27 protein-coding genes and 1 tRNA gene are annotated in these 24,890 nt (G+C 58.0%); 15 read left to right on the plus strand and 13 right to left on the minus strand.

Annotated elements, in window-relative coordinates; all coding sequences use genetic code 11:
- A partial coding sequence (locus tag AC1Y2B_RS18040; RefSeq protein WP_482254509.1) for a recombinase family protein occupies positions 1 to 432 on the minus strand: 432 nt, incomplete at its 3' end.
- A 206-nt stretch (positions 433 to 638) separates the two neighbouring features.
- Entirely contained in the window at positions 639 to 1,787 is a 1,149-nt protein-coding gene (locus AC1Y2B_RS18045) for a type IV secretory system conjugative DNA transfer family protein (RefSeq protein WP_482254510.1), read from the minus strand.
- Positions 1,788 to 2,037: 250 nt separating this feature from the next.
- On the opposite strand from AC1Y2B_RS18045, the gene AC1Y2B_RS18050 reads away from it, so the two are divergent.
- The 8 genes from AC1Y2B_RS18050 to AC1Y2B_RS18085 all read left to right on the plus strand — a co-directional run bounded on the left by AC1Y2B_RS18050 (position 2,038) and on the right by AC1Y2B_RS18085 (position 8,852).
- Positions 2,038 to 2,568 (plus strand): DUF3768 domain-containing protein, encoded by a 531-nt coding sequence (locus AC1Y2B_RS18050; protein ID WP_482254511.1) that lies wholly within the window; start codon positions 2,038 to 2,040, stop codon positions 2,566 to 2,568.
- Between the two features lie 399 nt (positions 2,569 to 2,967).
- On the plus strand, positions 2,968 to 3,318 hold the full coding sequence (locus AC1Y2B_RS18055; protein ID WP_482254512.1) for a helix-turn-helix transcriptional regulator: 351 nt from the start codon (positions 2,968 to 2,970) through the stop codon (positions 3,316 to 3,318).
- Positions 3,305 to 3,787: a hypothetical protein gene (locus tag AC1Y2B_RS18060; protein WP_482254513.1), complete on the plus strand. Its 483-nt coding sequence runs from the start codon at positions 3,305 to 3,307 to the stop codon at positions 3,785 to 3,787. The genes AC1Y2B_RS18055 and AC1Y2B_RS18060 overlap by 14 nt, the downstream gene beginning before the upstream one ends.
- A gap of 74 nt (positions 3,788 to 3,861) precedes the next feature.
- Positions 3,862 to 4,443, plus strand: coding sequence for a hypothetical protein (locus AC1Y2B_RS18065; protein ID WP_482254514.1), 582 nt, complete (start codon positions 3,862 to 3,864; stop codon positions 4,441 to 4,443).
- A 184-nt stretch (positions 4,444 to 4,627) separates the two neighbouring features.
- A complete protein-coding gene (locus AC1Y2B_RS18070; protein WP_482254515.1) occupies positions 4,628 to 4,987 on the plus strand; it encodes a hypothetical protein in 360 nt (119 codons plus the stop codon).
- Positions 4,987 to 7,068, plus strand: a complete 2,082-nt coding sequence (locus AC1Y2B_RS18075) for a type IV secretory system conjugative DNA transfer family protein (protein WP_482254516.1) — start codon at positions 4,987 to 4,989, stop codon at positions 7,066 to 7,068. Before AC1Y2B_RS18070 ends, AC1Y2B_RS18075 begins: the two co-directional genes overlap by 1 nt.
- 18 nt (positions 7,069 to 7,086) lie before the next feature.
- A complete protein-coding gene (locus AC1Y2B_RS18080; RefSeq protein WP_482254517.1) occupies positions 7,087 to 7,968 on the plus strand; it encodes a replication-relaxation family protein in 882 nt (293 codons plus the stop codon).
- Between the two features lie 167 nt (positions 7,969 to 8,135).
- Positions 8,136 to 8,852: a DUF932 domain-containing protein gene (locus AC1Y2B_RS18085; RefSeq protein ID WP_482254518.1), complete on the plus strand. Its 717-nt coding sequence runs from the start codon at positions 8,136 to 8,138 to the stop codon at positions 8,850 to 8,852.
- Positions 8,853 to 8,894: 42 nt separating this feature from the next.
- Here the strand turns inward: AC1Y2B_RS18085 and AC1Y2B_RS18090 are convergent, their stop codons facing one another.
- The 3 genes from AC1Y2B_RS18090 to AC1Y2B_RS18100 all read right to left on the minus strand — a co-directional run bounded on the left by AC1Y2B_RS18090 (position 8,895) and on the right by AC1Y2B_RS18100 (position 14,263).
- Positions 8,895 to 11,726 (minus strand): type I restriction endonuclease subunit R, encoded by a 2,832-nt coding sequence (locus AC1Y2B_RS18090; protein WP_482254519.1) that lies wholly within the window; start codon positions 11,724 to 11,726, stop codon positions 8,895 to 8,897.
- Positions 11,726 to 13,951, minus strand: coding sequence for a type I restriction-modification system subunit M (locus AC1Y2B_RS18095; protein ID WP_482254520.1), 2,226 nt, complete (start codon positions 13,949 to 13,951; stop codon positions 11,726 to 11,728). The genes AC1Y2B_RS18090 and AC1Y2B_RS18095 overlap by 1 nt, the downstream gene beginning before the upstream one ends.
- A 129-nt stretch (positions 13,952 to 14,080) precedes the next feature.
- Positions 14,081 to 14,263, minus strand: a complete 183-nt coding sequence (locus AC1Y2B_RS18100) for a helix-turn-helix transcriptional regulator (RefSeq protein WP_482254521.1) — start codon at positions 14,261 to 14,263, stop codon at positions 14,081 to 14,083.
- 209 nt (positions 14,264 to 14,472) lie between these two features.
- On the opposite strand from AC1Y2B_RS18100, the gene AC1Y2B_RS18105 reads away from it, so the two are divergent.
- Complete coding sequence (locus tag AC1Y2B_RS18105; protein ID WP_482254522.1) at positions 14,473 to 14,790, plus strand: H-NS histone family protein; 318 nt, start codon at positions 14,473 to 14,475, stop codon at positions 14,788 to 14,790.
- Between the two features lie 167 nt (positions 14,791 to 14,957).
- On the opposite strand, the gene AC1Y2B_RS18110 is transcribed toward AC1Y2B_RS18105, so the two are convergent.
- The 5 genes from AC1Y2B_RS18110 to infA all read right to left on the minus strand — a co-directional run bounded on the left by AC1Y2B_RS18110 (position 14,958) and on the right by infA (position 17,222).
- Positions 14,958 to 15,033 (minus strand) — tRNA-Phe (locus AC1Y2B_RS18110).
- A gap of 102 nt (positions 15,034 to 15,135) precedes the next feature.
- The gene (locus AC1Y2B_RS18115) at positions 15,136 to 15,330 is read right to left on the minus strand and encodes a DNA gyrase inhibitor YacG (protein ID WP_482254523.1); all 195 of its coding nucleotides are present in this window, start codon (positions 15,328 to 15,330) and stop codon (positions 15,136 to 15,138) included.
- A 2-nt stretch (positions 15,331 to 15,332) separates the two neighbouring features.
- Positions 15,333 to 16,376 (minus strand): ribonuclease E/G, encoded by a 1,044-nt coding sequence (locus AC1Y2B_RS18120; protein WP_482254524.1) that lies wholly within the window; start codon positions 16,374 to 16,376, stop codon positions 15,333 to 15,335.
- Positions 16,373 to 16,948 (minus strand): Maf family protein, encoded by a 576-nt coding sequence (locus AC1Y2B_RS18125; RefSeq protein ID WP_482254525.1) that lies wholly within the window; start codon positions 16,946 to 16,948, stop codon positions 16,373 to 16,375. The genes AC1Y2B_RS18120 and AC1Y2B_RS18125 overlap by 4 nt, the downstream gene beginning before the upstream one ends.
- Positions 16,949 to 17,003: 55 nt before the next feature.
- On the minus strand, positions 17,004 to 17,222 hold the full coding sequence (gene infA / locus AC1Y2B_RS18130; protein ID WP_008028414.1) for a translation initiation factor IF-1: 219 nt from the start codon (positions 17,220 to 17,222) through the stop codon (positions 17,004 to 17,006).
- A 223-nt stretch (positions 17,223 to 17,445) separates the two neighbouring features.
- On the opposite strand from infA, the gene AC1Y2B_RS18135 reads away from it, so the two are divergent.
- Entirely contained in the window at positions 17,446 to 18,333 is an 888-nt protein-coding gene (locus AC1Y2B_RS18135; protein ID WP_482254526.1) for a cation diffusion facilitator family transporter, read from the plus strand.
- 107 nt (positions 18,334 to 18,440) lie between these two features.
- Here the strand turns inward: AC1Y2B_RS18135 and AC1Y2B_RS18140 are convergent, their stop codons facing one another.
- Positions 18,441 to 19,094, minus strand: a complete 654-nt coding sequence (locus tag AC1Y2B_RS18140) for a ChrR family anti-sigma-E factor (protein ID WP_482254557.1) — start codon at positions 19,092 to 19,094, stop codon at positions 18,441 to 18,443.
- A gap of 5 nt (positions 19,095 to 19,099) precedes the next feature.
- Positions 19,100 to 19,612, minus strand: a complete 513-nt coding sequence (locus AC1Y2B_RS18145; protein ID WP_482254558.1) for a sigma-70 family RNA polymerase sigma factor — start codon at positions 19,610 to 19,612, stop codon at positions 19,100 to 19,102.
- A 245-nt stretch (positions 19,613 to 19,857) separates the two neighbouring features.
- On the opposite strand from AC1Y2B_RS18145, the gene AC1Y2B_RS18150 reads away from it, so the two are divergent.
- The 4 genes from AC1Y2B_RS18150 (at position 19,858) to AC1Y2B_RS18165 (ending at position 23,321) form a co-directional block, all read left to right on the plus strand.
- Complete coding sequence (locus tag AC1Y2B_RS18150) at positions 19,858 to 21,150, plus strand: NAD(P)/FAD-dependent oxidoreductase (protein ID WP_482254527.1); 1,293 nt, start codon at positions 19,858 to 19,860, stop codon at positions 21,148 to 21,150.
- 133 nt (positions 21,151 to 21,283) lie between these two features.
- On the plus strand, positions 21,284 to 22,027 hold the full coding sequence (locus AC1Y2B_RS18155; protein ID WP_482254528.1) for a DUF1365 domain-containing protein: 744 nt from the start codon (positions 21,284 to 21,286) through the stop codon (positions 22,025 to 22,027).
- A complete protein-coding gene (locus AC1Y2B_RS18160) occupies positions 22,027 to 22,593 on the plus strand; it encodes a DUF3833 domain-containing protein (protein ID WP_482254529.1) in 567 nt (188 codons plus the stop codon). The genes AC1Y2B_RS18155 and AC1Y2B_RS18160 overlap by 1 nt, the downstream gene beginning before the upstream one ends.
- Positions 22,590 to 23,321, plus strand: coding sequence for an SDR family NAD(P)-dependent oxidoreductase (locus AC1Y2B_RS18165; protein WP_482254530.1), 732 nt, complete (start codon positions 22,590 to 22,592; stop codon positions 23,319 to 23,321). Before AC1Y2B_RS18160 ends, AC1Y2B_RS18165 begins: the two co-directional genes overlap by 4 nt.
- Here the strand turns inward: AC1Y2B_RS18165 and AC1Y2B_RS18170 are convergent, their stop codons facing one another.
- A complete protein-coding gene (locus tag AC1Y2B_RS18170; RefSeq protein ID WP_482254531.1) occupies positions 23,322 to 24,572 on the minus strand; it encodes an RsmB/NOP family class I SAM-dependent RNA methyltransferase in 1,251 nt (416 codons plus the stop codon).
- A gap of 67 nt (positions 24,573 to 24,639) precedes the next feature.
- On the opposite strand from AC1Y2B_RS18170, the gene AC1Y2B_RS18175 reads away from it, so the two are divergent.
- Positions 24,640 to 24,828 (plus strand): DUF1674 domain-containing protein, encoded by a 189-nt coding sequence (locus AC1Y2B_RS18175; RefSeq protein WP_482254532.1) that lies wholly within the window; start codon positions 24,640 to 24,642, stop codon positions 24,826 to 24,828.
- The last annotated feature ends 62 nt before the right edge of the window (positions 24,829 to 24,890 follow it).

The following is a 24,890-nucleotide window of genomic DNA, read 5'->3' on the forward strand; positions in this document are numbered from 1 at the left end:
CAGTCTACCGTCTAGACCTTTCTTTGTTTCATCGCGTAGGTTTCGAATATAGTCGGCGGCGATCACGGCTTGGATGTCAGCAGTCAGACGCCCTCCTCGTGAACGGAAGTCCAGGCTCTCAGTGGCGAAGTAGACGCCAATACCCTTATCAGATAGTTCACTGATCACTGCCCAGTCTTTGAGATTGCGTGCTGATCGGTCTATTTTGTGGATTATCAGGCCAGACGCTTTCCCTTTTTCCAAGAGCTTCAACATGCGAGTAAAAATAGGGCGGCCGGATTTTGCGGCTGTTTCTTTTTCTTCGAACCATTCAACCACGTGCAGATCGCTGCGACTCGCAAAGGCCATGATTGCATCTTTTTGAGCTTCGAGAGAAACGCCTTCCCCTTGTTTCTGTGTCGAAACCCGGATGTAGCCAAAGCAGGACTTCATGGTTCTTGTGGGTTAGGATCGGATTCTATCAGGTCTTTCGGTTCTGTCGAATCGCGCCAAGGCCAAGAGCCGTCTGCAAGCATCCTCAAGTAGATGCGCTTGCAGAGTTCAAGGTGTCTTCGTAGGTGTTCTTCGCGTTCCATGATCCCATTCTATTGATTGCTGGCACGGCAAAAAGTCCCCGGAAAGTTGGGGAACTTCAGGTCTCATGGCCGTGTCGTCATGGAGAAGGGCTTGGACTTTTCACCGGCGATCATGATCTGCGCGAAGGCGCGATAGTTTGGTTGATTGATCAGGTCGGTAGCTTGAACTCCCTGCATCTGTTGTGAGACGGTTGGGGCATCAAGGGCACCAACACGAAAAGCCAACATGCTGCCCACGTTGCCCATGATGGATTCAAAGACCGTTCGGTCTGCCTGGACGATGTGCTGGTGTGCCAGTGTGACGCCCACCCCGTACTTGCGCACCTCAGACAACATGCCCGCGAAGGCCGTGGTGGTGAACGAGTGAAATTCATCGACGTACAGCATGAAGGGGCGGCGGTCGCCTTGCGGTGTTGCTTGCCGACTGAAGGCTGCATTCATGATCGAAGAAACGATGAGGCCACCTAGAACATTCGAGATGTCACCGCCCATCGCACCCTTCGCCAAGTTCACAATGAGTATGCCGCCTTCGTCCATCAGTCGGCGAAACCGGATTGGTTCTTCTGGTTCGCACATCGCCTTTCGAACCAAGGGGTGCGCTAAGAAGGCCCCAAGCTTGTTGGCGATTGGCGCGACGCCATCGACCGCGTTCTTGTAGTTCATCGATGGATATTCGACTTCCCAGAAATAGCGTACCTGCGGATCGGTCACGCGATGCAACGCCAGTTTTTGAAAGTCCTTTTCCATGAGAAGCCGAACAACGTCGCGAATATCCGCGCGCGGTTGCTCAAGCAGGGCCAGGATGGAGTAGCGAAGAAGGTGCTCCATGCGTGCACCCCAGGCGTCCTCCCACTGCCGCCTGAGGGCCTCGATCAATCCGGAGCAAACTAGCGGGCGCAAAGTAGCGGCGACGGGGGCGATGGGGTTGTAGCCCAGAGCACACGCCGGGTCCGCAATATTCCAGTAGAGGTGCGGTCTGCTTATTGCGCCAGAGAGTGAAGCAGCCAGATCTCCGTGTGGATCGATCAGACACACGCCCCGCGAATTCTGAGCATCCTGCAAGGCAAGGTTCTTGATCAGCGTCGACTTGCCGGTGCCAGTCTGTCCAATGATGTACAGGTGAAAGAGGCGGTCGGGCAGGGCGATACCAAATGGTCGGTCGCCCTGGCGATAGTGAGCTGATCCTAAGATGGACGAAATAGGCTGAAGCATCGTGCGATCAGTTTCGCAGGAATCGGCGTGCCGCCCTAGACTATGTAAACATCTGAGCTCGAAGCATTTTCATTTTGGTTTCCGCACTGCACGCGTCTCGAAACCTCGTTTTTCGAAACTTTCACCGCCTATGGTGTCCCTCCCAGTTTTGCAAGAATTACGAAGGATCGTTCTTCCCTCCCACACATCGCCTTTCGCCCGGTGCGCCTGAAATCGTTTCGGGCGGCCACCCATGCGGAAGGAGATAACGATGGGAGTTGTACAAGAAGAGGTGCTGGCCGATATCGGCTCGGTCCCGACCTGCAAGGCGTGTGGTTCTGAACGCGTTGCCCGCGATGCGTGGGCTTGCTGGAACCCTCAGACGGGCCTTTGGGAGATCGAAACTGTCTTCGATCAGGAGTACTGCCATACGTGCGAGGGCGAGACGCATTTCGTCTGGAAGCGCGCCGAAGCCGTCCCAAGCCAGAAGACCCGCGAACTGAATGACCGTTTCAGAATGCAGGGTCAGGGCAAGGGATCAATCCTTCTGACGGTTGGAGTGCAGGCAGAAGGCAAAGATTTTATCAAGGCAGCCTACCTTGCCATCCGGAACTTTGCGGCCTTCTCAAAGGACAACGATCCATGGGGTGAACACGACTACGGTCGGGTCGAAGTGAACGGCAAGGCCGTTCACTGGAAGATCGACTACTACAACCCTACCCTGACCGCAGGCTCGGAAAACCCGGCCAACGAGGGCGAAACTCACCGCGTTCTGACCATCATGTTGCCCGAAGAATACTGACCAAACCGCCTCCGCTAAGGGGGCGGTTCTTTCGGAAACAAGGGCGGCATTGCGTCAAGAGAAAATGCTGAAAGAACGGCAGGAGGATTCCGTCATATTGTATAGACCGTGGCGAGCACTTAGCCGGTTCTTGTCGCTGTCTAGCAGAACGAGCAGGAATTACGATATCCTGATCCTCGGAACGATAGAGGTAGACTCGAGCAATAGGACTTGCTCGGCATGGCCGTTAGCCGGAAGGGTTTCACCCTTCCGGGTCCAACCTGACTCCATACCGATTAAGAAAGGACATATTGAGCTCAAGGCTGCTAAACACTCAGAATCGGCATATTGCGCCTACTAGGTGCGCGGGAAATATCGCCATACACTGCCTGTATTATCAGCAGTAAGTCACAAAAATATATGTCCACTGAGTTCGCCCTGGACTTGCGCTTGGCGCGCAGAAAAGCAGGGTTCACACAGCGCGATTGCGCGCATTTATTAGCGATACCAACGGCGATCTTGGCTCAACTGGAAAGCGGCAAAAGGCTGCCCAGTTTGGTCCAGATTTGCACGTTGTCTGTAATATACGGACGAAGTTTTGAAAGTCTGTTTGGTGCCATTCTGAACGAAGCGCGAGCGGCGCTGCGCAGCAGAATTCTCAACATGCCGGATCAGGTTCGAGCCTTTGCGGGCACACGGAACCGTGACCACAGCATTGAGAGGTTGGCCCAACGATTAGCAGAAGAACAGGAAGACAATGGCGGCGCTTAGAATCCTTTCCATTGCAGCCGCCACCGGACGTATCGCCTACGTCTACTTGATCGGTGACCGCCTGATGGACTGGCGGATTTCAGACAAGGCCAGCACGTCAACAGAAGAAGCCAGAGCTGCCGTGCTGAAGTGGATCGAAACCTTGCAGCCTGAAGTAGTGATCACAGAACAGCCGGGCGGAGGAACGCGAAAAGGCGACAATACGCGGCATCTGATCGATGCGATGGCCGACGTGGCAGAGGCGGCGAAGGTGCTCGACGTACGTGTCGAGAGAGAACAGATTCACGACAACAAGTATGCCGAGGCTGCGGCCCTCGCGGTGCACTATCCAGAGCTCTTGCCCTGGGTGCCACGCAAGCGCCGCTTCTTCGACAACGAACATCGCAACACAGTTCTGTTTGAAGCATTGGCATTGGCCCAAGTCATCTTGCGTAACCCAGCGATGACACTCGGCGCGGCGATGGGTTAGAAAATTTCATTGAACAATTGACAAGCTGCAACGTCTAGTTGCAGCTTTTCTTTTACGCAATGAGGGAGGTATCCATGCGTTCATACGAAGCCGCGCGCGGCTTATTCTCGTTTATGTCATTCGCCGGGTGGGTCATCATCGTGGGCGGTGTGATCGCCGCAATAGTTGGCCTTTCAATCGGAAGTCAGATGGGCCGTTATGGCTATGGTCGCGGGCCAGGACCTGAGGTTCTTCTGCTCATGTTGCCCGGAATTGGAATCGCGATGGTCGGGGTTATCACCTTGGCACTTGCTCAGATTGGACGAGCAGGCGTGGATACCGCCGAATACTCCCAACAGATGTTGCAACTATCCCGCGATAGCCTTGAGGTTTCCCGGCAGTCGCTCCGTCAAAACGAGCAGATGCGAACCAGTTTCGAAGCTTTGAAGTTTGCTGCGCCAAAAGAGCCGCTGGCGTCGTACGCAGATCGACGGGTCGAAGCGCCTGAACAGAAATCCAGTGATCAGGCTGCCTCGACACCAAGTGTCGGCTATGGAAACCGGCCAGCGGAACCGGCCATTTCGGCGTCGGCCAACGCACCTGGTCTGCACGCGCCGACCCCGGATTTTGGTTCGGCGTCACTGAACGGCTCGACGGAAACAACGAAGTCCACCTAACTTTTGACCCCCATACAGTACCCCCTTCCTCTATGGGGATGCCGTATGGGGAGCCATCCTGAAACATAGCTGAACCAGCATGAACCAAACGCCAAATTCTTTTGCCCCGACATCTACCCCCTTTGCAGGGGATGAGATTGGCTGCATCCTTCGCCAATCCCATCCCCTGCTTTGAGGACAAGCCGTGCGCGTTACCATCACTCACCATGATGTCCAACGAGGTTGGTTGTTCAAGAAAACCTTTCACGAAGTACACCTGACGGTCGCGTTCAGCCACGAAGAAAAGCAGATCATCCGGCAGCGGAGACTCGGCGAAACCACGCTCCTGAATCGGCGACCGGCCACAGCGAAGGTCGATGACCGTGACGAGAAGTTTGTTCTGAAACTCGGCGATCTTCTTGATGGCCGAACGGACGCTTTCCTGTGCGCCACGCCGTCTGCATCCAAGATTTATGAGGAGTCGATTCTTCACATGATGGCGCAGGTAAAACTTTGGATCACAGACAATGCCGAAACTGGCGGTCGGACCGTGGCTGAATTCTGATGGCGAGGTCTCCTGTCGAAGAGATATTCCAATCCAGCTTCGGGCTCTTCATCGTCATTCTGTTGCTCATTCTGGCGATGGTCGTGACGCCGTTCTTCTTGGTCGGCGCGGCGGCATATATCGGAATCCGGTTGTATCTCGAAAGTCCGCAACGGTTGGAACGGCTCGCTCGCGATGAAACGATGCTGATGTACAACCATGCCGTGTCTGGTTCTGTTCGTCTGACAAGCGATGAAGTCGATGCTGCTTTGTCTCGCCTCTGGCCGGTTGATATGCCAGATCCCCTACGCATTCAGTTGCTAGAGGTTGGTCGGGCGTTGTTTGCGGATGAAGGCTTGAGCCCGCAAGTTCCGCCGCCGCCCGCGCTCTGCAACACTGTAGAAGGGGCGCGCTATCGGGACGCACTTGCTCGCATGGGGCAGGCTAGGACGGACCGCGTCATGGTCGATGCCGCTCTGGCGCAGATCGGCTCAAGTCTCTCCGTGATCGCCTGTGCTGCACCACCCATCGACGGCGATGTGCTCGTGGGCATCACCCAGTTCCTGCATCCGCTGGGGCAGGCAGTCGAAGACGTGATTGCCCCGTTTTTCGCAGACGGCGACTATCACCACTTCAAGAACTTGAAGGATCGGCTGAACGGTAACCTTGAGCGCACCCACAAGACCAACCCGATCTTCCCTCGTGACTACAAGGGCGATGATGTGGTCGATGCTTATCTTGTCGGAACGCGACTGAAATCACTGTTCGCACTGAAGACGCCGTTTCGGATTCCTGATGAAGCCAGATTTGAACACCTACACATGGTGGCAGGCAGTGGGCACGGCAAAACGCAGACCATCCAATATCTGATTAGCCGCGATTTGCCCGCCATCGCGCGCGGTGATAAATCGGTTGTTGTAATCGACAGCCAGGGCGATCTGATCCGGACCATCCTTTCGGCACGGCTTTTGGCGCCAGAAAAGATCGTGTTGATCGACCCTGAAGACATTGCCTTTCCAGTATCACTCAACCTGTTTTCGGTTGGGCAAGAACGGTTGGACAAATACAACGCGCTGGACCGCGAACGTCTGACCAATTCCATCATCGAGCTTTATGACTTCGTTCTTGGTTCCCTGCTGGCGGCGGGGATGACGTCGAAACAGAACGTCGTGTTTCGCTATGTCACCCGCCTGATGTTTTATATTCCCAATGCCACCATTCACACCTTGCGCGAACTGATGGAGCAGGGCGGCTCGGCCAAATACAAGGATCAAATTGCCACCCTTGAGCCAACGGCCCGCCGCTTCTTCGAAACCGAATTCGACAGCAAAGAATTCACTGCGACCAAAGCCCAGGTCCTGCGCCGTCTTTATGGCGTACTTGAAAATCAGACCTTCGAACGGATGTTTTCACACCCGCAATCCAAGTTCGACATGTTCACCGAAATGAACGCTGGCAAGCTCATTCTGATCAACACGGCGAAATCGCTTTTGAAAGAGCAAGGGACTGAAGTGTTCGGGCGTTTCTTCATCGCACTGATCGCCCAGGCCGCCCAGGAGCGCGCTACCTTGCCCGACTACGACCGTCTCGCCTGCATGGTTTATGTGGACGAGGCCCAGGACTATTTTGACGAGAACATTGGCATCATTCTCAGCCAGGCGCGCAAGTATCGCGTAGGCATGATGCTTGCGCACCAATACCTCGGCCAGCTCACCTCGGGCCTTCAGGAAGCCTTTGAGGCCAACACCTCGATCAAGCTGGCTGGTGGCGTCTCGGCGCGTGACGCACGGGCGCTCGCGGGCCAAATGGGCGCGGATGCGGACATGATCGCCCGCCAACCAAAGGGCACCTTCGCCACCTTCATTCGTGGTCTGACCGACCGCGCCGTGCCGATGTCTTTTCCCTTCTTCGCCCTGGAGAAGCTGCCGCGCACATCACAGATCGAACGTGACGCGATCCGCGACTATAGCCGCCATGCCTATGCCGAACCGTTATACACCCCTCCAAAGCCTGAAGAGGCCACAGCATCGGAACCTGTAATGCCCGCCGTCGTGCCGCCGAAAAAGGAGGCCGATCCATTAAAGCCTTCCACTGAGCTCTGATTTTGCTATGTTTTTCGTATGGAAAAGCTGGATGCTCTCGGTCGTGCAACATTCCATCACATAGCTTCACATGAAGCTGTGCGACCGACGAATCGCGAGTTGCGCTGGCTTGCACATATTGAGCGGCATGGCCCACAATCCTCCGTTGCCCTGCTTGATCTGACCTCGGACACCCACCGCTGCCGGGATACTGGCTTGCGTTCCCTTCAGCGCCTGCGGGCCGGGGGCTTCCTCGCATTGCCACCGCAACAGCGCGCCATCGAACGCGCCGAATTCCATCCCTACGTTTATGACGTTACCCCGAAAGCGAAGACCTGGATGGCGGACAAAGGATGCTTTGAAGACGCTGTACGACCGACCGGGCATTGGTGGCATGCTTACACCGTTTCGACCATCACCGCTGCTATCGACCGCGCTGCCACAGCCAGATCGATAGGATACATCCCGGCTCGGAAGATCCTGAGCATCCGCCAAGCTCCGCTCGGCATTCCCTATGCGGGCGGCACCATCATTCCTGACCAGATTTTTGCCCTTAACTACGGGGGCAGTTTCAGAGCATTTATGGTGGAGGTAGATCGGGGCACTGAGCCAATATCTTCCAAGTCGGCACGGGAAAGCCTTGTCCGAAAGATCACCGGCTACGGACAGATCGTTACACGTGACCTCCATCGCCAACACTACGGCCTGAAGTCGCCACTGGCTGTCCTGTTCACGTTCGTGTCCCAGGCTCGGGCTCGCCGCTTCATAGAACTGATCGCGGTAGATCACCCCGGCCTTGCCGCCGCAACGCTCGTCCAAGTTCTCGCGCCGGATGATCCCATGATCCTGCGCGCAACGGAAACCGTGACCGCGCCATGGTCGCGCGTTTCCGGTGACACTATGGATATACTGAAAGCCTGACACGAGCCGCGCTGCCTATGGCCGTGAAAAGTTCGATTTCGAAAACTCCCCTGTTCTAAGCGGGCGTCATTCTCGGGTGTACCCTGACACAGGACGTTCTTTTGCACATCAGGCTCGCGGCATTTCGCCAGCGCCACGTCGCGTCCGTTTCACCCAAGGAGAACCAAATGACACTCATGCTGCACACGGGCGGCAGGGCCATCGCCTATGGCGATCTCTGCGACCTGCCCACCCCGGAACCAACCGAAAGCCACGTGCCCATTCCCCATCACTCCGTGGTGGACATGGTGCGCTATGCGCTTGGCTTCTTTCGTCACGAACTGCTCGAAGAACATCATGCCATCACGCCCGATGGGATGAACTACTTCGGGGTACTGTCCCTGCGCTCACCCTATGGCGACTATACGGACATGGTCGGCTTGCGGAACAGCCACAAGAAGCAATTCCCCATCGGCATTGCTATCGGCTCCCGCGTCTTCGTTTGCGACAACCTTGCGTTCAATGCGGATCACCTGATCCGCCGCAAGCACACTGCGAACGCCAAACGCGATCTTCCTGGCCTCGTGGCCGAGGTAATCGAGCCGCTTGGCGAGGCGCGTCGGCTGCAAGCTGAAACGCTGGCCAGGTACAAGGTGCACGAGTTGCCGGACACGGTGGCGGATCAGGCGATCATGTCCCTATACCGCCAAGGCGTGATCAATGTGACGCGGATTGCCGACGTGCTGCAAGCCTATGAAGAACCGCCACATGACTGGGGCGACAAGACCCCGTGGCGGCTGTTCAATGCCACAACCTTTGCCCTGGCTGGCCGAGTGGCAGAAAATCCGACCGCCACGCGACGGCTACATGAAGTGATCGATGGTGTTTGCACACGCCTCGAATGACGAAAGGGGAAGCCACAATGGCTTCCCCTTTTCTTTCTTTCACTAGTCAACACCGTCAACAAACGTTTCGACGAATTCTCTAATCCTAGCAATGATCCTTTGAGATATGCCTCCTCGTTCACGTAGTGATGGGCGCACTTCCATAATGCCAATGATTTCATCCCTCATCGGCACCTTCTCCGTAAAGAGATAATTGCCAATCACCTGCTCCAGGCCGTCCTTTCTCAGCCCCTCCTCACGACTAAGAGACTCTATAGCTTGAAGCTTCTGTTCGGTCCAAAATACCTCGAACTCCTCCCCAACATCCGTCTTGGATGTAATATGTGGGACTTGCTCGGAAATAAAACGCTCGATAAGATCCTTTTTGCTCCGGAGTTGAGCTTCGCCCTCGAGCAAATCCATTATGTTCTTTCGAATCTTAGCCTGTTCGTCTGGTTGCTTTTCACTTAGGCCGCGAAGCAGAGTTATGATATAGCTAACATTGATCTTATCTCGACTTATCAACTCAATTTCAAAATCGAGATCGTTGAGTATCGAGACTTTCTCCTTCTCTCTCTCCATGCGCACTTTATCGTAGAGATCAAGGTATTTGCTTCGGAAATCTGCAAATAATTGCTCATCCATTGGCAAGCCGCCAAAGTTGAACTGAGAAAAACAATCAAGAACATTCTTGACACGGATCAGTTCTCGAAAAGCTTGAACAAATAACGCTTCCTCTGCTTCACTCGTAAGGCCATCCACACTTGCAACAGTCGGAGTAATCGCAAAAAGGTTGACCATCGCATCTTCGAAACGCTTCAGGTAGTCCTCATACGGTGCGAGGACGATTTCCTCCTTGGCGTCCTTATTGGCGAACAGTTCGATGGCCTCATCCGTGGATGGCTTCAGATTGCGGAAACATACGACATTACCTTGAGACTTCTTTGCTCCCATTATTCGATTTGTACGCGAGTAGGCTTGTAGAAGTCCGTGGTATTTCAAATTCTTGTCAACATAGATTGTGTTGAGTGGCTTGCTATCAAATCCGGTCAAAAACATATTGACTACTAACAGGATATCCACCTCACGAGCTCTCACTCGCTTGCCTATATCTTTGTAGTAGCCATAGAAGAGATTACTGTCCTTTGTGGAGTAATTTGTGCCAAACATGGCGTTATAATCGCCAATGAAGTCGTCAAGCCGCTCGCGACTATGCTTATTGATTGGTCTGCTGTCGTCGGGTAGGTCGTCCACGTCTCCCATGCCATCAGCATCAGCATCCTCTTCATTGGCCTGATACGAGAAAATCGTTGCAACTTTAAGATTATGCTCGCCGCTCTCTTTTTTGCGCTTGAATAAATCGTAGTACGAAACAAGACTCTTCACGTTAGAAACGGCCATGATTGCCGTGAATTCTCGACTATGTGTCTTTCTATCGTGGTTTGCCAGAATATAGTCGACAATTTTTTCAAGGCGCTCTGGTGACTCCATCACTTCGGCTCTATCGATTGACTCGACCTCGATGTCTTCTATTTGATCACGTCTTTTAACAGTGCGGATGTATTCAACGGAGAACTTAAGGACGTTCTCGTCGCGAATTGCATCAGTGATAACGTAGCGATGAAGACATTCGCTGAAGAGATCCTTTGTCGTCCTCTTTCCGAGCGCGTTCTTGGCAGCGTTTGCGGCGAAGATTGGTGTCCCGGTAAACCCGAACATCTGAACATTGTCGAAATACTGGGTGATACGTTGGTGAGTGTCGCCAAATTGGCTGCGATGACATTCGTCAAAGATGAAAACCATCCGCTTATCTTTCAACTTCGACATTACACTCAAATGTCGTTCCCGACTGATCGCTGTATTGAGTTTCTGTAGAGTGGTAACAATAAGTGGCGTGTCATCAGAAAACTGCTTTACAAGAGTCGCAGTATTTGAGGTTGCATCAACGCTACCCTCTTGGAAAGAATTGAATTCTTTGATCGTCTGAAAATCCAGATCCTTTCGGTCAACCACGAAAACCACTTTATGAATGTTGGGATTTTGAGTTAGAACCTGCGCAGTTTTAAACGACGTCAGTGTTTTGCCAGACCCAGTCGTATGCCAAATGTAGCCGTGCTTTGTTGTGTTTTGAACGCGACTTAAGATTGCTTCGACAGCATAGAACTGATACGGGCGCATCACCATAAGAAGTTGGTCACTCTCATGCAGCACGATGTATCTGGTAATCAATTTGGACAGTTGGCACTTCTCAAGAAAGCTTGAAGCGAACTCGCTCAACTGCGATATCTTGTGATTCTCCGCATCGGTCCAGAAGAAAGTCTGTTTGAAATCCCGCCGGTTTACAGGATTGTTTGCGTAGTACTTTGTGTTTACTCCGTTCGAGATTACAAACAGTTGTATGTAGTTGAACAGTCCGAGTCCGGCGGCAAAGCTATGCCGATGGTAGCGATTTGTCTGATTGAAAGCCTCCTTCATCTCAAGACCTCGGCGCTTCAACTCGATCTGGACTAGGGGCAGTCCGTTGACAAGCAGGGTCACGTCATAACGGTTCGTGTAAGTGCCAGTCATGGTAACTTGACGGGTCACCTGGTACTCATTCTTGCACCACTGTGTTTGGTTAATAAGTTCAAGATATCCGGTGGTTCCGTCATCCTTTGCAAAATCCACCCTATCCCGGAGTATTTTGGCCTTTTCAAAAATATTGCCACGTGTCAGCTTACTCAGAACTTGCTTGAACTCGCGATCTGACAATTTGGTTTTATTATGTGTTTCAAGTTGTATCTTGAGGTTAGCAACTAGCTTAGCCTCGCTATCGATGGGCACGAAAGCCCACCCCAAACTTTCAAGCTGGGCAACAAGGGAATCTTCGAGTTGTTCTTCGGTTTGCGTGGTCATTATATATCACCGATTAGGGACGGGCTGCCCAGCACCAATTGGACCTTTCGATCAAGGAGGTTAAGGAATTTCGAGATCTCAGCTCTCTCCTCATCTCTAGGATATGGAATGATCATGTCGAATAAATCATCAAGAGCTATGGACATACGATCATGACGGGCTCCGAAGTTGGCTATCTTGTACATATAACGATGCCATTCGCTCGATGCGAAGTAATGCCTAAAGTAATCAGTATCACTCTGGTTGAACCTGAAGACAGTGTACAGTGGTGACATGATGCCGATCGCGAGGTCATTACGATTTATTGGCCCCACGGGCGCGCTTCCGGAAATTCGCGGATTGTAGACGAAATCGCCCCTTTCCACGATATAGTACCCGTCAAGGTTATCAACATTGGCGATGTCCTTATCAAAGTAATCGCCTTGATCTATTATGCCCTTCACGGCGGAGTTTGTAAGTACCCTAGTTAGCGTGTTCGCTGTGTTCTTTTCGGTACGTCGCTGTGTGAGCGATGCGAGCGAAACGTTGTCCCACTCTTCTTGGAACACTTTTCTATCTCGATCAAACAAACGAATGGATTTTTGAAAGAGTAGCCTTGCGCACGTTTTCTTATAATTTAGCAAATGCTCGGCGTTCTCACCATCCGGGAACGGGATACTCAGTTTATCAGTATAGTCCCGAATCTGATCGTCGACTATACGCAAGTTCTCTTTGTTGGCATTGAGTAAATCAGAGACTTGGGCGAGATTCATTTCTGACTTCGGCTTGTATTTGTCAATATAGCGGTTCACACTCAAATTACACTTGTTTTCGATCACCTCAGTGATGGGAACGACTCGAGAAAATTTTCCGTCATTCGCACGTGTACGGTAGGCAGCCACTATTCGTTCGATCTGGTCGGTTGAAAGTGCGTTCTTAGTTCCAAGCTGAATGAAATCCTCGCTTGCGTCCACGAAAAGGATGTTGTCATCATTGGTTCGACACTTCTTCAAGACCAAGATGTAAGGGGGAATTTCGGTGCCATAGAACAAATTAAGTGGGAGGCCGATGACAGTATCAATATAATTTAGATTTTCTACTAGATGCTTGCGAATTCCACGCTCGGCACTTCCCCGAAACATTGCACCTGACGGAAGTACCACCGCAATTGTTCCGTTCTCAGCAAGATGATAAACCATATGCTGCACGAATGCCCAATCGGCATAGGACTTTGATGCCAGATTGCCATATTGTGAAAAGCGATCATCAGTTTCGAAAAGTACATTATCCTTACCCCTCCACTTTGCTGAGAAGGGAGGGTTCGCCACAATTGCCTCGAATTCGAGGCCAAGATGTTGCGGTTCTTCGAGAGTATCTTCTTGCCGAATATCGAATCGACTGAAGTGAACGTCATGCAGAATCATATTCATTCTGGCAAGGTTGTATGTCGTTCTATTCATTTCTTGACCGGCGAATGATCCGACTTCTGCCTCTTTTGCAATGCGCAAAAGAAGCGACCCTGAGCCGCATGTAGGATCATAAGCGTTTTTGATTTTTTGTTTACCAGAAGTAACGATCTTCGCAAGAATTTTGGAGACCTGTTGCGGGGTGTAGAACTCTCCCGCCTTCTTTCCCGCGCCGGAGGCGAACTGCCCAATGAGATATTCATATGCGTCTCCAAGGACGTCTGAATCTACTTGACCTAGCTGAAAGTCGATACCTTCTAGATGCGCTAAGATTTTGGCGATCAATTTGTTACGCGCTGCGGGTGTGCGCCCCAGTTTAGTGCTCGCGAGATTTATATCCTCGAAGAGCTTGTTGAAGTCTTCCTCGCTATCTGTACCCATCGTGCTCTGCTCGATGGCGTTCAGAATAGCGCCCAGATCTTCAAGAATGAAGTTGCCGGATGCTTCGTCCGACTCGTCTTCAACTTCATCGATCTTGATATTGCCCTTCCTTGTTATCGCACTGAAAAGTTCCTCTGGCCGCAGGAAATAGCCAAGTTTTTCGAGTGACTCTTCTCTTATTGCGGCGAGGTCTTCAGTTGCTAAGATGAGAGCATAGTCTTTTACAGCCTCTGTTTCGAGTAGCTTATTGGCGAACAGATGCTGCTTTTCTGACAGGTATTTGTAGAAGATGAATCCCAGAATGTAATCCCGGAATTCGTCAGCGTCCATTTTGCCACGAAGTTCGTTCGCAATCTTCCAGAGTTGGGATTCTAGCTTCTGCTTCTGGGCATCAGTCATGTCGTTATCTTACCTCGGAATGGGATCTTGAACAAAGTGTCTGGGTTGGTAAGTGTTTGCAAGGGCTAAATAAATTGGGTGACCGGATTGTGCACACCCGGCCACCCTGCTCCTTTTCAGGAGTGTCGGTTAGGTCTCGCGGCGTGTAATGCGCTCCTGGAGCCAGTCCAGCACTTCCCGCTCGATCCAGCCGACCCGGTTGGGGCCGAGGGTTACCCGCTTGGGGAATGCCCCGGCTTTCTCCAGTCGCGCAACGTGTTGCGGCGAGTACAGAACCAACTCCTTGAGCTGGCGCTTTGAAAGTATCCTCATCTCGATGTCTCCATGACTGAAGAGCATCGCGATGCCCAGGTTACGACAGTTCCTAGGTTCGGGTAGATTAGTTGAAGCGGATTTGCCTGGCTATCCCCTTCCGGACGGGGCTTCGTTGATCAGGCTTAGATGATTGGGTACTGCAAACAGACAGGTTGATTGCGATTCTCGTCCGACCTACACATTCACATCGCAATATGGAGCAACCGATGATCAATCTGGACTTGAATTCCCTGACGCTGGCCGATCTGAAGCAACTGCAAAAAGACGTCACCAAGGCCATCGCAGGTTTCGAAGATCGCAAGAAGTCTGAAGCGCGGACGGCCTTGGAGGCTCAAGCGAAGGAACTGGGTTATACCCTCGCGGAGCTCGTGGGGCAGCCTGTGGTGCGTGTACGGGCAGCGGCAGCGCCGAAGTACCAGCACCCTGAAAATGCTGCTGTGACTTGGTCTGGGCGTGGGCGGAAGCCACACTGGTTTATCGACGCGCTGGCGGCTGGGAAGACTGAAGAATCTTTGGCCGTCTGATCGGCGGCTCAAAGCAAGTCATGGACAGCACGGGCACCCTAGCAGTGTGCGGGTGCTGTCTGTGAACCGCCCAAACCGCAGAGCTTATCACCGAGGTAGGCCATAGGGTGGACTAGAAAAATCGGTCTCAGTATTTTGCTACGATTTCAATGTGTTATGCGTGGAAGTGGTGCCCAGAGCCGGAATCGAACCAGCGACACGCGGATTTTCAATCCGCTGCTCTACCGACTGAGCTATCTGGGCCCGTTACCAAGGGGCCGGTTGGCTTCCCTGCGGGTGGGCGTCTGATACGTCAGGCTTTCGGGGCTGTCCAGAGGGGCCGGGAAGAAAAATCGCTGCGGCGTATCAATTGTGGTCGCGGGTCAGGGGGCGGTCGGTGCGCGCGGCGTCAGAGCCTTCGGACATATCGTCCTCCACCTCGGGGCCGGGGATCACATAGCTTCCGGTCAGCCAGCGGCCCAGGTCCACATCCGAACACCGGCGCGAGCAGAACGGGCGATAGCGCGCGGCGGCCTCTTTGCCGCAGATCGGGCAGGGCATCGTCACGCTCCGGAGGGCAGCAGGCTCGCCAGCGGTTGGCGGTCGCGCTTGCGGGTCATCTCGTACAGGCCAAGCGTGGTCCAGCCGGCCAGGTTGGTTTCGCCCCCCTCGGCCCGGAAGGCGGCCTTGATCACCTGATCCAGGATGCTGCGGTCCTTCTTGGCCATCGGCGCGAAATCCACCACCACTTGCCCGCCAAGGCCGCGCAGCCGCAACTGGCGGGGCAGGTCACGGGCGGCGGCGATATTGACCTTCAGGGACGCGGCAGGCGAGGTATCGGCCCCGGTGTTGACATCCACGGCCACCAGCGCGCGCGTCGTCTCCACCATCATGTGGCCCGCCCCCAGCTCGACCCGTGGGCCACGCAGCGCGTCGATCATCTCCAGCACGCCAAGGTTGGCAAAGCCACCCTCGACCACGTCGTCGGGCGCAGGATCGCTCCAGTCGCGCCAGGCGGTGTCCTGCGCGCTGGCGCCCTCCAGCAGCAGTTCGGGCCCGCCCTCAAGGTCGGCCATCATGGCGGCACAGACCTCGCGCAGTTCACCGATTTCCTCGGCCAACTCTTCAGGCTCGGCCGCTTCCGCCGCCGACCGCACGATCAGCCCCAGTTGCGCATCCGCCCCGGCCATTGCGGCATCTGCTATCGCCTGCAGATCATCGCGCACCGCCTCGTCCTTGATCCGACGCGAGACGTTGATGCCCGGCGCCCCCGGCGTGACAATTGCCAGCTTGCCCTTGAACAGCAGGCGAGAGGTCACCGGCAAAGCCTTGCCCGGCTCCGCAGGCCCGGTCACTTGCACCAGCAGCCTCTGCCCCGGGGCCAAACCATCGGTCTGCCGCAGAAAGCCCGACTCGCCCCCCGGCAGTTTGACGAACATGCCGCCCATGCCCTTCATGGGACGATCCGCCACGGCCCGATAGATCGCCCCGGTCAGCGGGGTGTCGTCCACCGGGTCGACCAGCAATTCGCTCAGCACCCCATCCACCACCAAGGCGGCGGCCTTGCGCCCCTCGATCTCGTCCAGAACGATCACACGGCCAATCATGCTTGTCTCCACACCGGATAGCCTGCCGCCTGCAACAGGCTGGCCGTCTCCGCCAAGGGCAGCCCGACAATGCCGGTGAAACTGCCTGAAATCCACGGGATGAAGGCGCCCGCCGCGCCCTGGATGGCATAGGCACCCGCCTTGCCCTGCCACTCGCCACTGGCGAGATAGGTGTTCAGCTCGTCATCCGACAGCCGCTTCATCTTCACGGCACTGACGGAATCGCGGCTCCAGACCCGGTCGCCCAACCGCACCGCGACCGAGGTGATCACCTGATGCCGCCGCCCGCCCAAGGCCGTCAGGAATTCCGCCGCCTCGCCCGCGTCGGCAGGCTTGCCCAGAATGCGGCGGCCCAAAGCCACCGTGGTATCGGCACACAGCACGATATCGCCCGCCTCGGCCGGAACCGCCAACGCCTTTTCCCGCGCCAGCCTTGCGCAATAGGGCAAAGGCAGTTCGCGGGGCAGGGGGTCTTCGTTGATGTCAGGGGGGATCACCGCATCGGGTATGATGCCCAATTGCGCCAGAAGGTCCTTCCGGCGCGGGCTTGCGGATCCTAGGATAAGTCTCACGTTGGTGTTCCGTCCGTCCGGGTTCCGAAACCGGTTCCCGATTTCGGAAACAGCCTCACTTGAACCGGTAGTTGATACGGCCTTTCGACAGGTCGTAGGGGGTCATTTCGACCTGCACCTTGTCGCCTGCCAGAACACGGATGCGGTTCTTGCGCATCTTGCCTGCCATCACCGCAATCAATTCATGGCCATTGTCGAGTTCAACCTTGAATGTCGCGTTCGGCAGGAGTTCTTTCACGACACCGGGGAATTCGAGAAGTTCTTCCTTGGCCATGGTCTCTCCAAATAGGGTAAGGCCCGCGTCCATGGGGGATGCAGGCGTGGCGGTGCTATGCGCCTGTTTCTGACCCGTTTCAAGGGAAAAATGGCCTCTGCGAACCAAGCAAAGGCCGCTTGGTGCGGCGCGGGCCCCGCCAAAAAGCTTGAACCCGAAGGACTGCTTTGCTAGTGCAGCGTTCTTTGCGCCCCCGCCACCCAAGCCGATACAGGAGCCGACCATGACCAAAGTCGTCAAACTCGGGATCGGCAGCATCCTTCTGGGGCTGGTGGTTCTGGGCCTGAAACTGGTGGCCTGGCAGATGACCGGGTCGGTGGCCCTGCTCTCGGACGCGCTGGAAAGCACCGTCAACGTGGTCACCGCCATCGCGGCCCTGCTGGCCATCCGCGTCGCGGCGCTGCCCGCCGATGCCAACCACCCCTACGGCCACCACAAGGCGGAACTCTTCTCGGCGATCCTCGAAGGCGTCATGATCATCGTCGCCTCGCTGGTGATCCTCAAACAGGCGTGGGAGGGGATCCAGGCCCCCCACATGCTGGACGCCCCGCTGCGCGGCTTGCTGGTCAATGGCGCGGCTTCGGTGCTGAACGCCGTCTGGGCCTGGGTGCTGATCCACCACGGCCGCCGCGCCCGCTCGCCCGCACTGGTGGCCGATGGCAAGCACCTGTTCCTCGATGTCGTCTCCTCCGTCGTCGTAACCCTCGGCGTGCTTCTGGCCATTGAAACCGGCTGGGCTTGGCTTGATCCGGCCCTCGCCGGGCTTGTGGCGCTCAACATCCTCTATTCCGGCTGGCGCGTGATGCAGGAAAGCCTCTCCGGCCTCCTGGACGAATCCCTCTCCGACGAGGTCCTGACCGAGGTCCGCCGCGTCATCGCCACCGAAGCCGTCGGCGCGGTCGAGGCGCATGACCTGCGCACCCGCGCCGCCGGCGCCGCCACCTTCATCGAGTTTCACCTCGTCGTCCCCGGCGCCATCAGCGTCTCCGCCGCCCATGACATGTGCGACCGCGTTGAAGCCGGCCTGAAGGCGCTGGTCGAAGGCTGCATCGTGACGATCCATGTCGAGCCTGAATTCAAAGCCAAACACAGCGGCATCGTCGTCCTCTGACGCGCGCCCGCCCCCCCCCGGCCCCCCTATTTCATCTGTTCCTAAATATCCCACGGGGGTGCGGGGGTGTGAAACCCCCGCTCTGGCGGTTCAACCGCGCTGTCGCCTCAAATCCGGAACAACGGCTGCAACAAGCGTGGCACCAGCGCGTTGAACCGCAGCGGCGCATCCGTCGCGGCCAGGCAAATGCAATCCTCACCCGCCTCCGCCACCGGCGTATGCTCCAGATCCTCGTCGGCAATCTCCAGATCGCCCGGCCCGAAACGGTCGGTCGCATCGCGGAAGGCCCCGCGCAGCACCAGCGTCAGCTCAGTGCCCCTATGGCCATGATCGGGCACCGCTTGCCCCGCCGGGATATACAGCAACCGCGCCGTCGCCGATTTTGAGGTCGGCAGGATCGCCTGCCGCACACCGGCGCCCAGCGACTTCCACTTCACCCGGTCCAGATCGCCGCCGACATAGGCCGCCACCGGCCCGGGCAGCACCGGCGCCTTGCGCCGTCCCAGCGGGCTGGCCACCGGCGCCACCACCACCGGCACATCCAGCCGGGCCATCACCCGCGCCAAAGCCTCGTCGCTCAGGCTCTCGCCCGCGTCAGCCTCGATCACGGCACCCCCCAGCGCCTCGAAGCTTTCCAGCCTTGCGCGGCAGTCGTCGCACAGGCTGACATGGGTGGCGACCACCAGCCCGAAGGCTTCCGGCAGATTGCCCGCCGCATAGGTCATCAGAAGTTGGTCGTTCAGGTGGTGCCTGATTTGCATCGTCATCAGCTTTCACTCATGCGGGCGCGCAGGCGGTCCAACGCCAGGCGTATCCGCGACTTGATGGTTCCCAAGGGCAATCCGGTCTCCGCCGCAATCTCGGAATGCGACAGGTCGCCGTAAAACGCCCGCTGGATCAATTTGCGCTGCTTTTCCGGCAGCTCCTGCAAGGCCGCCGTCAGGCTGCGGCTTTCCTCGGCCGCGGCGTAAACCTCGGCCTGATCCGGCTCTTCCTCACGATCCCACGGCGCCGCTTCCGGCTCGGGCCGGCGATCGCGCCGGATCATGTCGATCATCCGGTTCCGCGCAATCGTGAAGATCCATGTCGAAACCGAGGCGCGTTCGGCGTCAAACATCTGCGCCTTCTGCCACAGCGTCGTCATCACATCCTGCGCGCATTCTTCCGCCTGCGCGGCACTGGCGCCCGATTTCATCAGGTAAGACTTCACCCGCGGCGCGTAATGCCGGAACAGTTGCGCAAAAGCCGCCCGGTCCCCGGCATCGCGCACCGCGATCATCAGTGCCGACCAGTCGGTCTCGCCGTCCTTCACGCCCGCAATCCCCCGCACATACCCGTTCGCCTGCGCAACATAGGCTGGCGCAGGCTGCCGTCCATCGGCAAATGCAAAGGTGTGTGGGTTCAGCAACATATCCCTTTTACGCGCCCCGCACCCAACTGGATCACTCGCCCTGATAGCTCTTTTCAATGATCCAATCGTCGTCGCCCCGCGTAAACCTTTCAAAGCCGCTTTCAGGAGCCGACATGCCGTTCGAGACCTTTTCCGCCCCCTCCCGCCGCATCGCCGTCATCGGAGGCGGCATCTCCGGCATGGCGGCGGCCCATCTTCTGGCCGCCGACAACGCGGTGGTCCTGTTCGAGGCGGGAAAGAAGCTCGGCGGTCACGCCCACACCGTGATGGCCGGCAAACGCGGCGATCAGCCGGTCGACATGGGCTTCATCGTCTTCAACCGCGTGAACTATCCCCTGCTGACCGCGCTGTTTGACAAACTCGATGTGCCGGTGGCCGAAAGTGACATGAGCTTTGGCTGCTCCATCCAGGGCGGCAAGCTGGAATACGGCCTGCGCAACCTGTCCTCGCTGTTCGCGCAGCGCAAGAACGCTTTCAGCCCCACCTATCTGCGCATGCTCTCCGACATCCTGCGCTTCCACAAGAACGCCGACCGGGTCCTGCAACCGGGCATGTCGCTGGGTGATCTTCTGTCCACCATGGGCATGTCAGCCGCCTTCCGCGACCACTACATCACCCCCTTCACCGGGGCGATCTGGTCGACGCCCTCCGCGGGCATCCTGAACTTCCCGGCCCAGGCCCTGATCACCTTCTTCAAGAACCACGGGCTGATGGGCGTCTTCAAGCATCACCAGTGGTATACCGTCAAAGGCGGCTCCATCGAATATGTCCGCCGGCTGGAGGCTGACCTGATCCGCCACGCCGTCGACATCCGCACCGCAACGCCCATCGCAGGCGTGCAGCGCGTGCCGCAAGGCGCCATGGTCCGCGCCGTGGGCGGCGAATGGGAGCTGTTTGACGACATCATCTTCGCCACCCATTCCGACGACACCCTGCGCCTGCTGTCCGACGCCACCGCGTCCGAACGTTCGGCCCTGTCCGCCATCCGCTACCAACCGAACGAGGCGATCCTGCACGCCGATCCCACCCAGATGCCGCGCTCCCGCCGGGCCTGGGCCTCGTGGAACTATGCCGAACCCGCCGGCCCGCGCCCGGACCGCATCGACCTGACCTACTGGATGAACTCCCTGCAGCCGATCCCGCAGGAGGATCCGCTGTTCGTCACCCTCAACCCCAACCGACCGATCCGGCAGGACCTGATCCACAGCACCGAAACCTTCCGCCACCCGGTCTTCGACCATGCCGCGCTGCAGGCCCAGACCAAACTCGCCGCCATGAACGGCCGCTCCTCCACCTGGTTCTGCGGTGCGTGGATGCTGAATGGCTTCCACGAAGACGGCTTCGCCTCCGCCGCCCATGTCGCCGCCTCCCTGCGCGCCCGCCAACTGATCCGCGAGGCCGCCTGATGCCGCCCCGCCCCCCGTTTCAGCGGTTCACAGCCAGCCGCCCCCAAAACACCCACCCCCAAAACACCCTCGGGCGCGGCTGGAACGGCACCTCGCCCGCCCGTCCCCCGCGCCGCACCCAAGGGCCAGCCCGATGAACGCCCTGCACCTTGCCGGTCAAACCTTCCACGGCCGCAAAGGCAGCTTGTCCAATGCCTTCCGCTACGGCGTGGACTTCGTGCTGCTGGATGCCGAACATGACAGCGGTCCCAGCCTTTTTTCGCGCAACCACGCCAACCTTGCCGCGATCCATGACACCGACCATGGCGGCGCACCCCGGCAGGGCAGGGGCCCCACCTGGCTGCGCGAGGTGCTGACCCACCACGCCCTGCCACAGCCCAGCCGCATCCGCCTCCTCGCCCAGCCCCGGCTTCTTGGCCATGTCTTCAACCCGGTCGCCTTCTGGCTGTGCGAGAACGCCTCCGGCCTGTACGCCTTCGTGGCCGAGGTGACCAACACCTACGGCGACCGCCACTCCTACCTCTGCCACCGGGAAGACCTCGCCCCCATCACCGCGCAAGACCACCTGACCGCGCAAAAGATCTTCCACGTCTCGCCGTTCCAGACCATCTCCGGCGGCTATACCTTCCGCATCGACCTGCGCCCGGACCGCATTCACATCGTCATCGACTTCACCACTGGGGCCGAGGGGCTGATTGCCACCCTCACCGGCCCCCTGAAACCCCTGACCAATACCGGCCTGCTCAAGGCCCTGATCCGCCGCCCCTTCGGCTCGCGCCGGGTTCTGGCGCTGATCTACTGGCAGGCGCTGAAACTGAAGCTCAAGGGCGCGGCCTTCCGTCCCCGCCCGCAACCCCCAACCTCCGAGGTGTCCTGATGCTTTTCCCCCTTGCGACAGCTCTCCTCGCCCTGATCGCCGCCGCCCTGATCCTGCCGCGCCTGATCGGCTTTCGCACCCAGCGTCTGGCGGATTTCAGCGGCAAAGGCCCGCAGTTCGACCCCCGCACCCACCTGAACGGCCCGATCCTGTGCGAGGGTGTTCTCTACGGCCCGCTTGGCCGCGTCTCCTCGCGCTTCGTGGCCCGCATGCATGGCACCTGGGACGGCAACCGCGCCACCCTGACCGAGGCTTTCACCTACGATTCCGGCAAGACCCAGGATCGCGAATGGCGTCTGGCCCTCTCCAACGACGGCACCCTGCGCGCCGAGGCGGATGACCTCGACGGTCCCGGCCATGGCCGAACCGAGGGGCCGGCCTGCGAAATGCACTACCGCATCCGCCTGCCCGCCGAGGATGGCGGCCATGTCCTCGACGTCACCGACTGGATGTACCTGATGCCCAACGGCACCATCCTGAACCGCAGCCAGTTCCGCAAATGGGGCTTCAAGGTCGCCGAATTGATCGCCACCATGCGCCCGATGCCCGAAGCCGTGCCCGCATGACCCTTACCGGCAAACGCTACTGGCTGGTCGGCGCGTCCGAGGGTCTTGGCCTTGCCTTGGCCCGCCAGATGCACGCCCAAGGCGCGCTCTTGATCCTTTCGGCCCGCAACGCCGCCAAACTGGCCGAGGTCTGCGCCACCCTCCCCGGCAGCCGCGCCGCCCCCCTCGACGTGTCAGACAGCGCCGCCGTCACCCAAACCGTTGCCGAGATCGGCGAGATCGACGGCATGATCTGGCTCGCCGGCGTCTACTGGCCGATGCCCGCGCAAGCCCTGAACGCCGACCAGTTCGTGCAAATGTGTGATGTCAACTTCACCGGCTGCGCCCGCATCCTCGGCGCGATCCTGCCCGCCATGGTCGCCCGTGGCACCGGCCACATCGTCCTGACAGGCTCTCTCTCAGGCTTCCGCGGCCTGCCCGGCGCCATCGGCTACTCCGCCTCCAAGGCTGGCGTGATGGCGCTGGCCGAATCCCTCTACGCCGACCTGCGCGGCACCGGCATCAAGGTGCAACTCGCCAACCCCGGCTTCATCAAAACCCGCCTCACCGCGCTCAACACCTTCAAGATGCCCTTCCTGATGGAGCCCGAGGCCGCCGCCGCCGAAATGATGACCCTGATGGCCACCCCCCATTTCAAGCGCAGCTTCCCCATGGTCTTCTCATGGGTCTTCCGCCTGTCGCAATTCCTGCCCGACTGGGCCTACTATCGCCTGTTCGCCCCGAAGTAGTCAGCCCGGAACCTGCAGACAGGCCATATAGAACCCGTCCATCCCGCCCCGTTCCGCCCAATAATCCGGCCGCAGCCGCAACCCCCGCTCGCCCATCCAAGCCGGCTCAATCCCGGCAATCTCGGGCCGCAGCATCACCAAACCCTCATGCCGCGCCAAGGCCTGCGCCACCTGCGCCTCCCCCTCATCCTGCAACAAACTGCATGTGCAATAGACCAACCGCCCGCCCGGCTTCAAAAACCCCAAAGCCCGGTCCAGCAACTGCGCCTGCAATGCCACCAACCCCGGAATATCACTGGCCTGCCGCAGAAACGGCAAATCGGGATGCCGCCGGATGGTCCCGGTGGCCGAACACGGCGCATCCAGCAACACCGCATCAAACTTCGCCTCAGGCTCCCACTGCAAGGCATCCGCCGTCACAACCTTGGCCTTCAGCCCGGTCCGCGCCAAATTCTCCCGCAACCGCCCCAGCCGCGGCCCCGAGATATCAACCGCCGTCACCTCCGCCCCGCCATCCGCCAGCTGCAGCGTCTTGCCCCCCGGCGCCGCGCACAAATCCAGCACCGAAAGCCCGCGCACATCCCCCAGCATCCGCACGGCCAAAGCCGCCGCCGCATCCTGCACCCAGAACGCCCCCTCCACAAACCCCGGCAAAGCCGAAACCTGCCCGCCACTGGCCAGCCGCAGGCTGCCAGTAGGCAAAACCTCCGCCCCCGGAATCGTCTCGGCCAAAACCCCGGCTTTCAACGTCAGGTCTACCGGAGGCGTGCCCGCCTGCACCTCCTCCATCCGCCCCACAGCCACCTTGCCAAACCGCGCCACCACGGCACTGCGCAACCACCCCGGCATCCGCTGCACCGGCCCCGCAATCACCACCGGCGGCACGAACTTGCGCAACACCGCATTGATCATCCCCGCCAGCCCGTTGGTTTCCCGATCCCGCCGCGCCAGTTCAACGGCCGAGTTCACCACGCCATGCGCAGCCCCGCCCTCCGCCAATTCCGTCACCGCCAACCGCAGGATGTTCAGCGCCGCCAACGGCGGTTCCTTGTGCAGATGCGCGCCCAGCATCCGGTCAATCGGCTCCGCCTGCCGCAGCACCGCGCTTGCCAACCTTTGCGCCCGCGCCTTGTCCCCCGGCGACAGCCCGGCCAGCGGAGCATCCCCCTGCTCGGCCAGCGACAGCCCCTTTTCCAGCACCCCGTTCAGCAAAGCCAAAACCGCCCGCCGCGCCGTCAAACCTTCAGCCATCGCTTGCCCTTGTCCTGAGTTCCCTGCGCCTTATACAATAGCCCATGCATTGCCAAGGAGCGGCCCCATGTCTGAAGATACCTCCGACACCCCCAAAGCCCTCCCCCCCGCAGCCCAACGCGCCCTGGCCGAGGCCGAAGCCCGCCGCGCCGCCGCCGATAAAACCCCGCTCCCCCCCGAACTCGGCGGCCCCAAAGGCCTCGAGCCCGTCCGCTACGGCGACTGGGAACGCAAAGGCCTCGCCGTCGACTTCTGACGCCAGCCCCCCGCACCCCCCATTCATTTGTTCATAAATATCCCACGGGGGTGCAGGGGGTG

Source organism: Stagnihabitans sp., assembly GCF_964946895.1.

Bases quoted from the DNA above. Each gene is read 5' to 3' on its own strand.
- AC1Y2B_RS18045 (WP_482254510.1), bottom strand. From the start codon at position 1,787: ATGCTTCAGCCTATTTCGTCCATCTTAGGATCAGCTCACTATCGCCAG.
- AC1Y2B_RS18050 (WP_482254511.1), top strand. From the start codon at position 2,038: ATGGGAGTTGTACAAGAAGAGGTGCTGGCCGATATCGGCTCGGTCCCG.
- AC1Y2B_RS18055 (WP_482254512.1), top strand. From the start codon at position 2,968: ATGTCCACTGAGTTCGCCCTGGACTTGCGCTTGGCGCGCAGAAAAGCA.
- AC1Y2B_RS18060 (WP_482254513.1), top strand. From the start codon at position 3,305: ATGGCGGCGCTTAGAATCCTTTCCATTGCAGCCGCCACCGGACGTATC.
- AC1Y2B_RS18065 (WP_482254514.1), top strand. From the start codon at position 3,862: ATGCGTTCATACGAAGCCGCGCGCGGCTTATTCTCGTTTATGTCATTC.
- AC1Y2B_RS18075 (WP_482254516.1), top strand. From the start codon at position 4,987: ATGGCGAGGTCTCCTGTCGAAGAGATATTCCAATCCAGCTTCGGGCTC.
- AC1Y2B_RS18080 (WP_482254517.1), top strand. From the start codon at position 7,087: ATGGAAAAGCTGGATGCTCTCGGTCGTGCAACATTCCATCACATAGCT.
- AC1Y2B_RS18085 (WP_482254518.1), top strand. From the start codon at position 8,136: ATGACACTCATGCTGCACACGGGCGGCAGGGCCATCGCCTATGGCGAT.
- AC1Y2B_RS18090 (WP_482254519.1), bottom strand. From the start codon at position 11,726: ATGACCACGCAAACCGAAGAACAACTCGAAGATTCCCTTGTTGCCCAG.
- AC1Y2B_RS18095 (WP_482254520.1), bottom strand. From the start codon at position 13,951: ATGACTGATGCCCAGAAGCAGAAGCTAGAATCCCAACTCTGGAAGATT.
- AC1Y2B_RS18100 (WP_482254521.1), bottom strand. From the start codon at position 14,263: ATGAGGATACTTTCAAAGCGCCAGCTCAAGGAGTTGGTTCTGTACTCG.
- AC1Y2B_RS18105 (WP_482254522.1), top strand. From the start codon at position 14,473: ATGATCAATCTGGACTTGAATTCCCTGACGCTGGCCGATCTGAAGCAA.
- AC1Y2B_RS18115 (WP_482254523.1), bottom strand. From the start codon at position 15,330: ATGCCCTGCCCGATCTGCGGCAAAGAGGCCGCCGCGCGCTATCGCCCG.
- AC1Y2B_RS18120 (WP_482254524.1), bottom strand. From the start codon at position 16,376: ATGATTGGCCGTGTGATCGTTCTGGACGAGATCGAGGGGCGCAAGGCC.
- infA (WP_008028414.1), bottom strand. From the start codon at position 17,222: ATGGCCAAGGAAGAACTTCTCGAATTCCCCGGTGTCGTGAAAGAACTC.
- AC1Y2B_RS18135 (WP_482254526.1), top strand. From the start codon at position 17,446: ATGACCAAAGTCGTCAAACTCGGGATCGGCAGCATCCTTCTGGGGCTG.
- AC1Y2B_RS18140 (WP_482254557.1), bottom strand. From the start codon at position 19,094: ATGCAAATCAGGCACCACCTGAACGACCAACTTCTGATGACCTATGCG.
- AC1Y2B_RS18145 (WP_482254558.1), bottom strand. From the start codon at position 19,612: ATGATCGCGGTGCGCGATGCCGGGGACCGGGCGGCTTTTGCGCAACTG.
- AC1Y2B_RS18150 (WP_482254527.1), top strand. From the start codon at position 19,858: ATGCCGTTCGAGACCTTTTCCGCCCCCTCCCGCCGCATCGCCGTCATC.
- AC1Y2B_RS18155 (WP_482254528.1), top strand. From the start codon at position 21,284: ATGAACGCCCTGCACCTTGCCGGTCAAACCTTCCACGGCCGCAAAGGC.
- AC1Y2B_RS18160 (WP_482254529.1), top strand. From the start codon at position 22,027: ATGCTTTTCCCCCTTGCGACAGCTCTCCTCGCCCTGATCGCCGCCGCC.
- AC1Y2B_RS18165 (WP_482254530.1), top strand. From the start codon at position 22,590: ATGACCCTTACCGGCAAACGCTACTGGCTGGTCGGCGCGTCCGAGGGT.
- AC1Y2B_RS18170 (WP_482254531.1), bottom strand. From the start codon at position 24,572: ATGGCTGAAGGTTTGACGGCGCGGCGGGCGGTTTTGGCTTTGCTGAAC.
- AC1Y2B_RS18175 (WP_482254532.1), top strand. From the start codon at position 24,640: ATGTCTGAAGATACCTCCGACACCCCCAAAGCCCTCCCCCCCGCAGCC.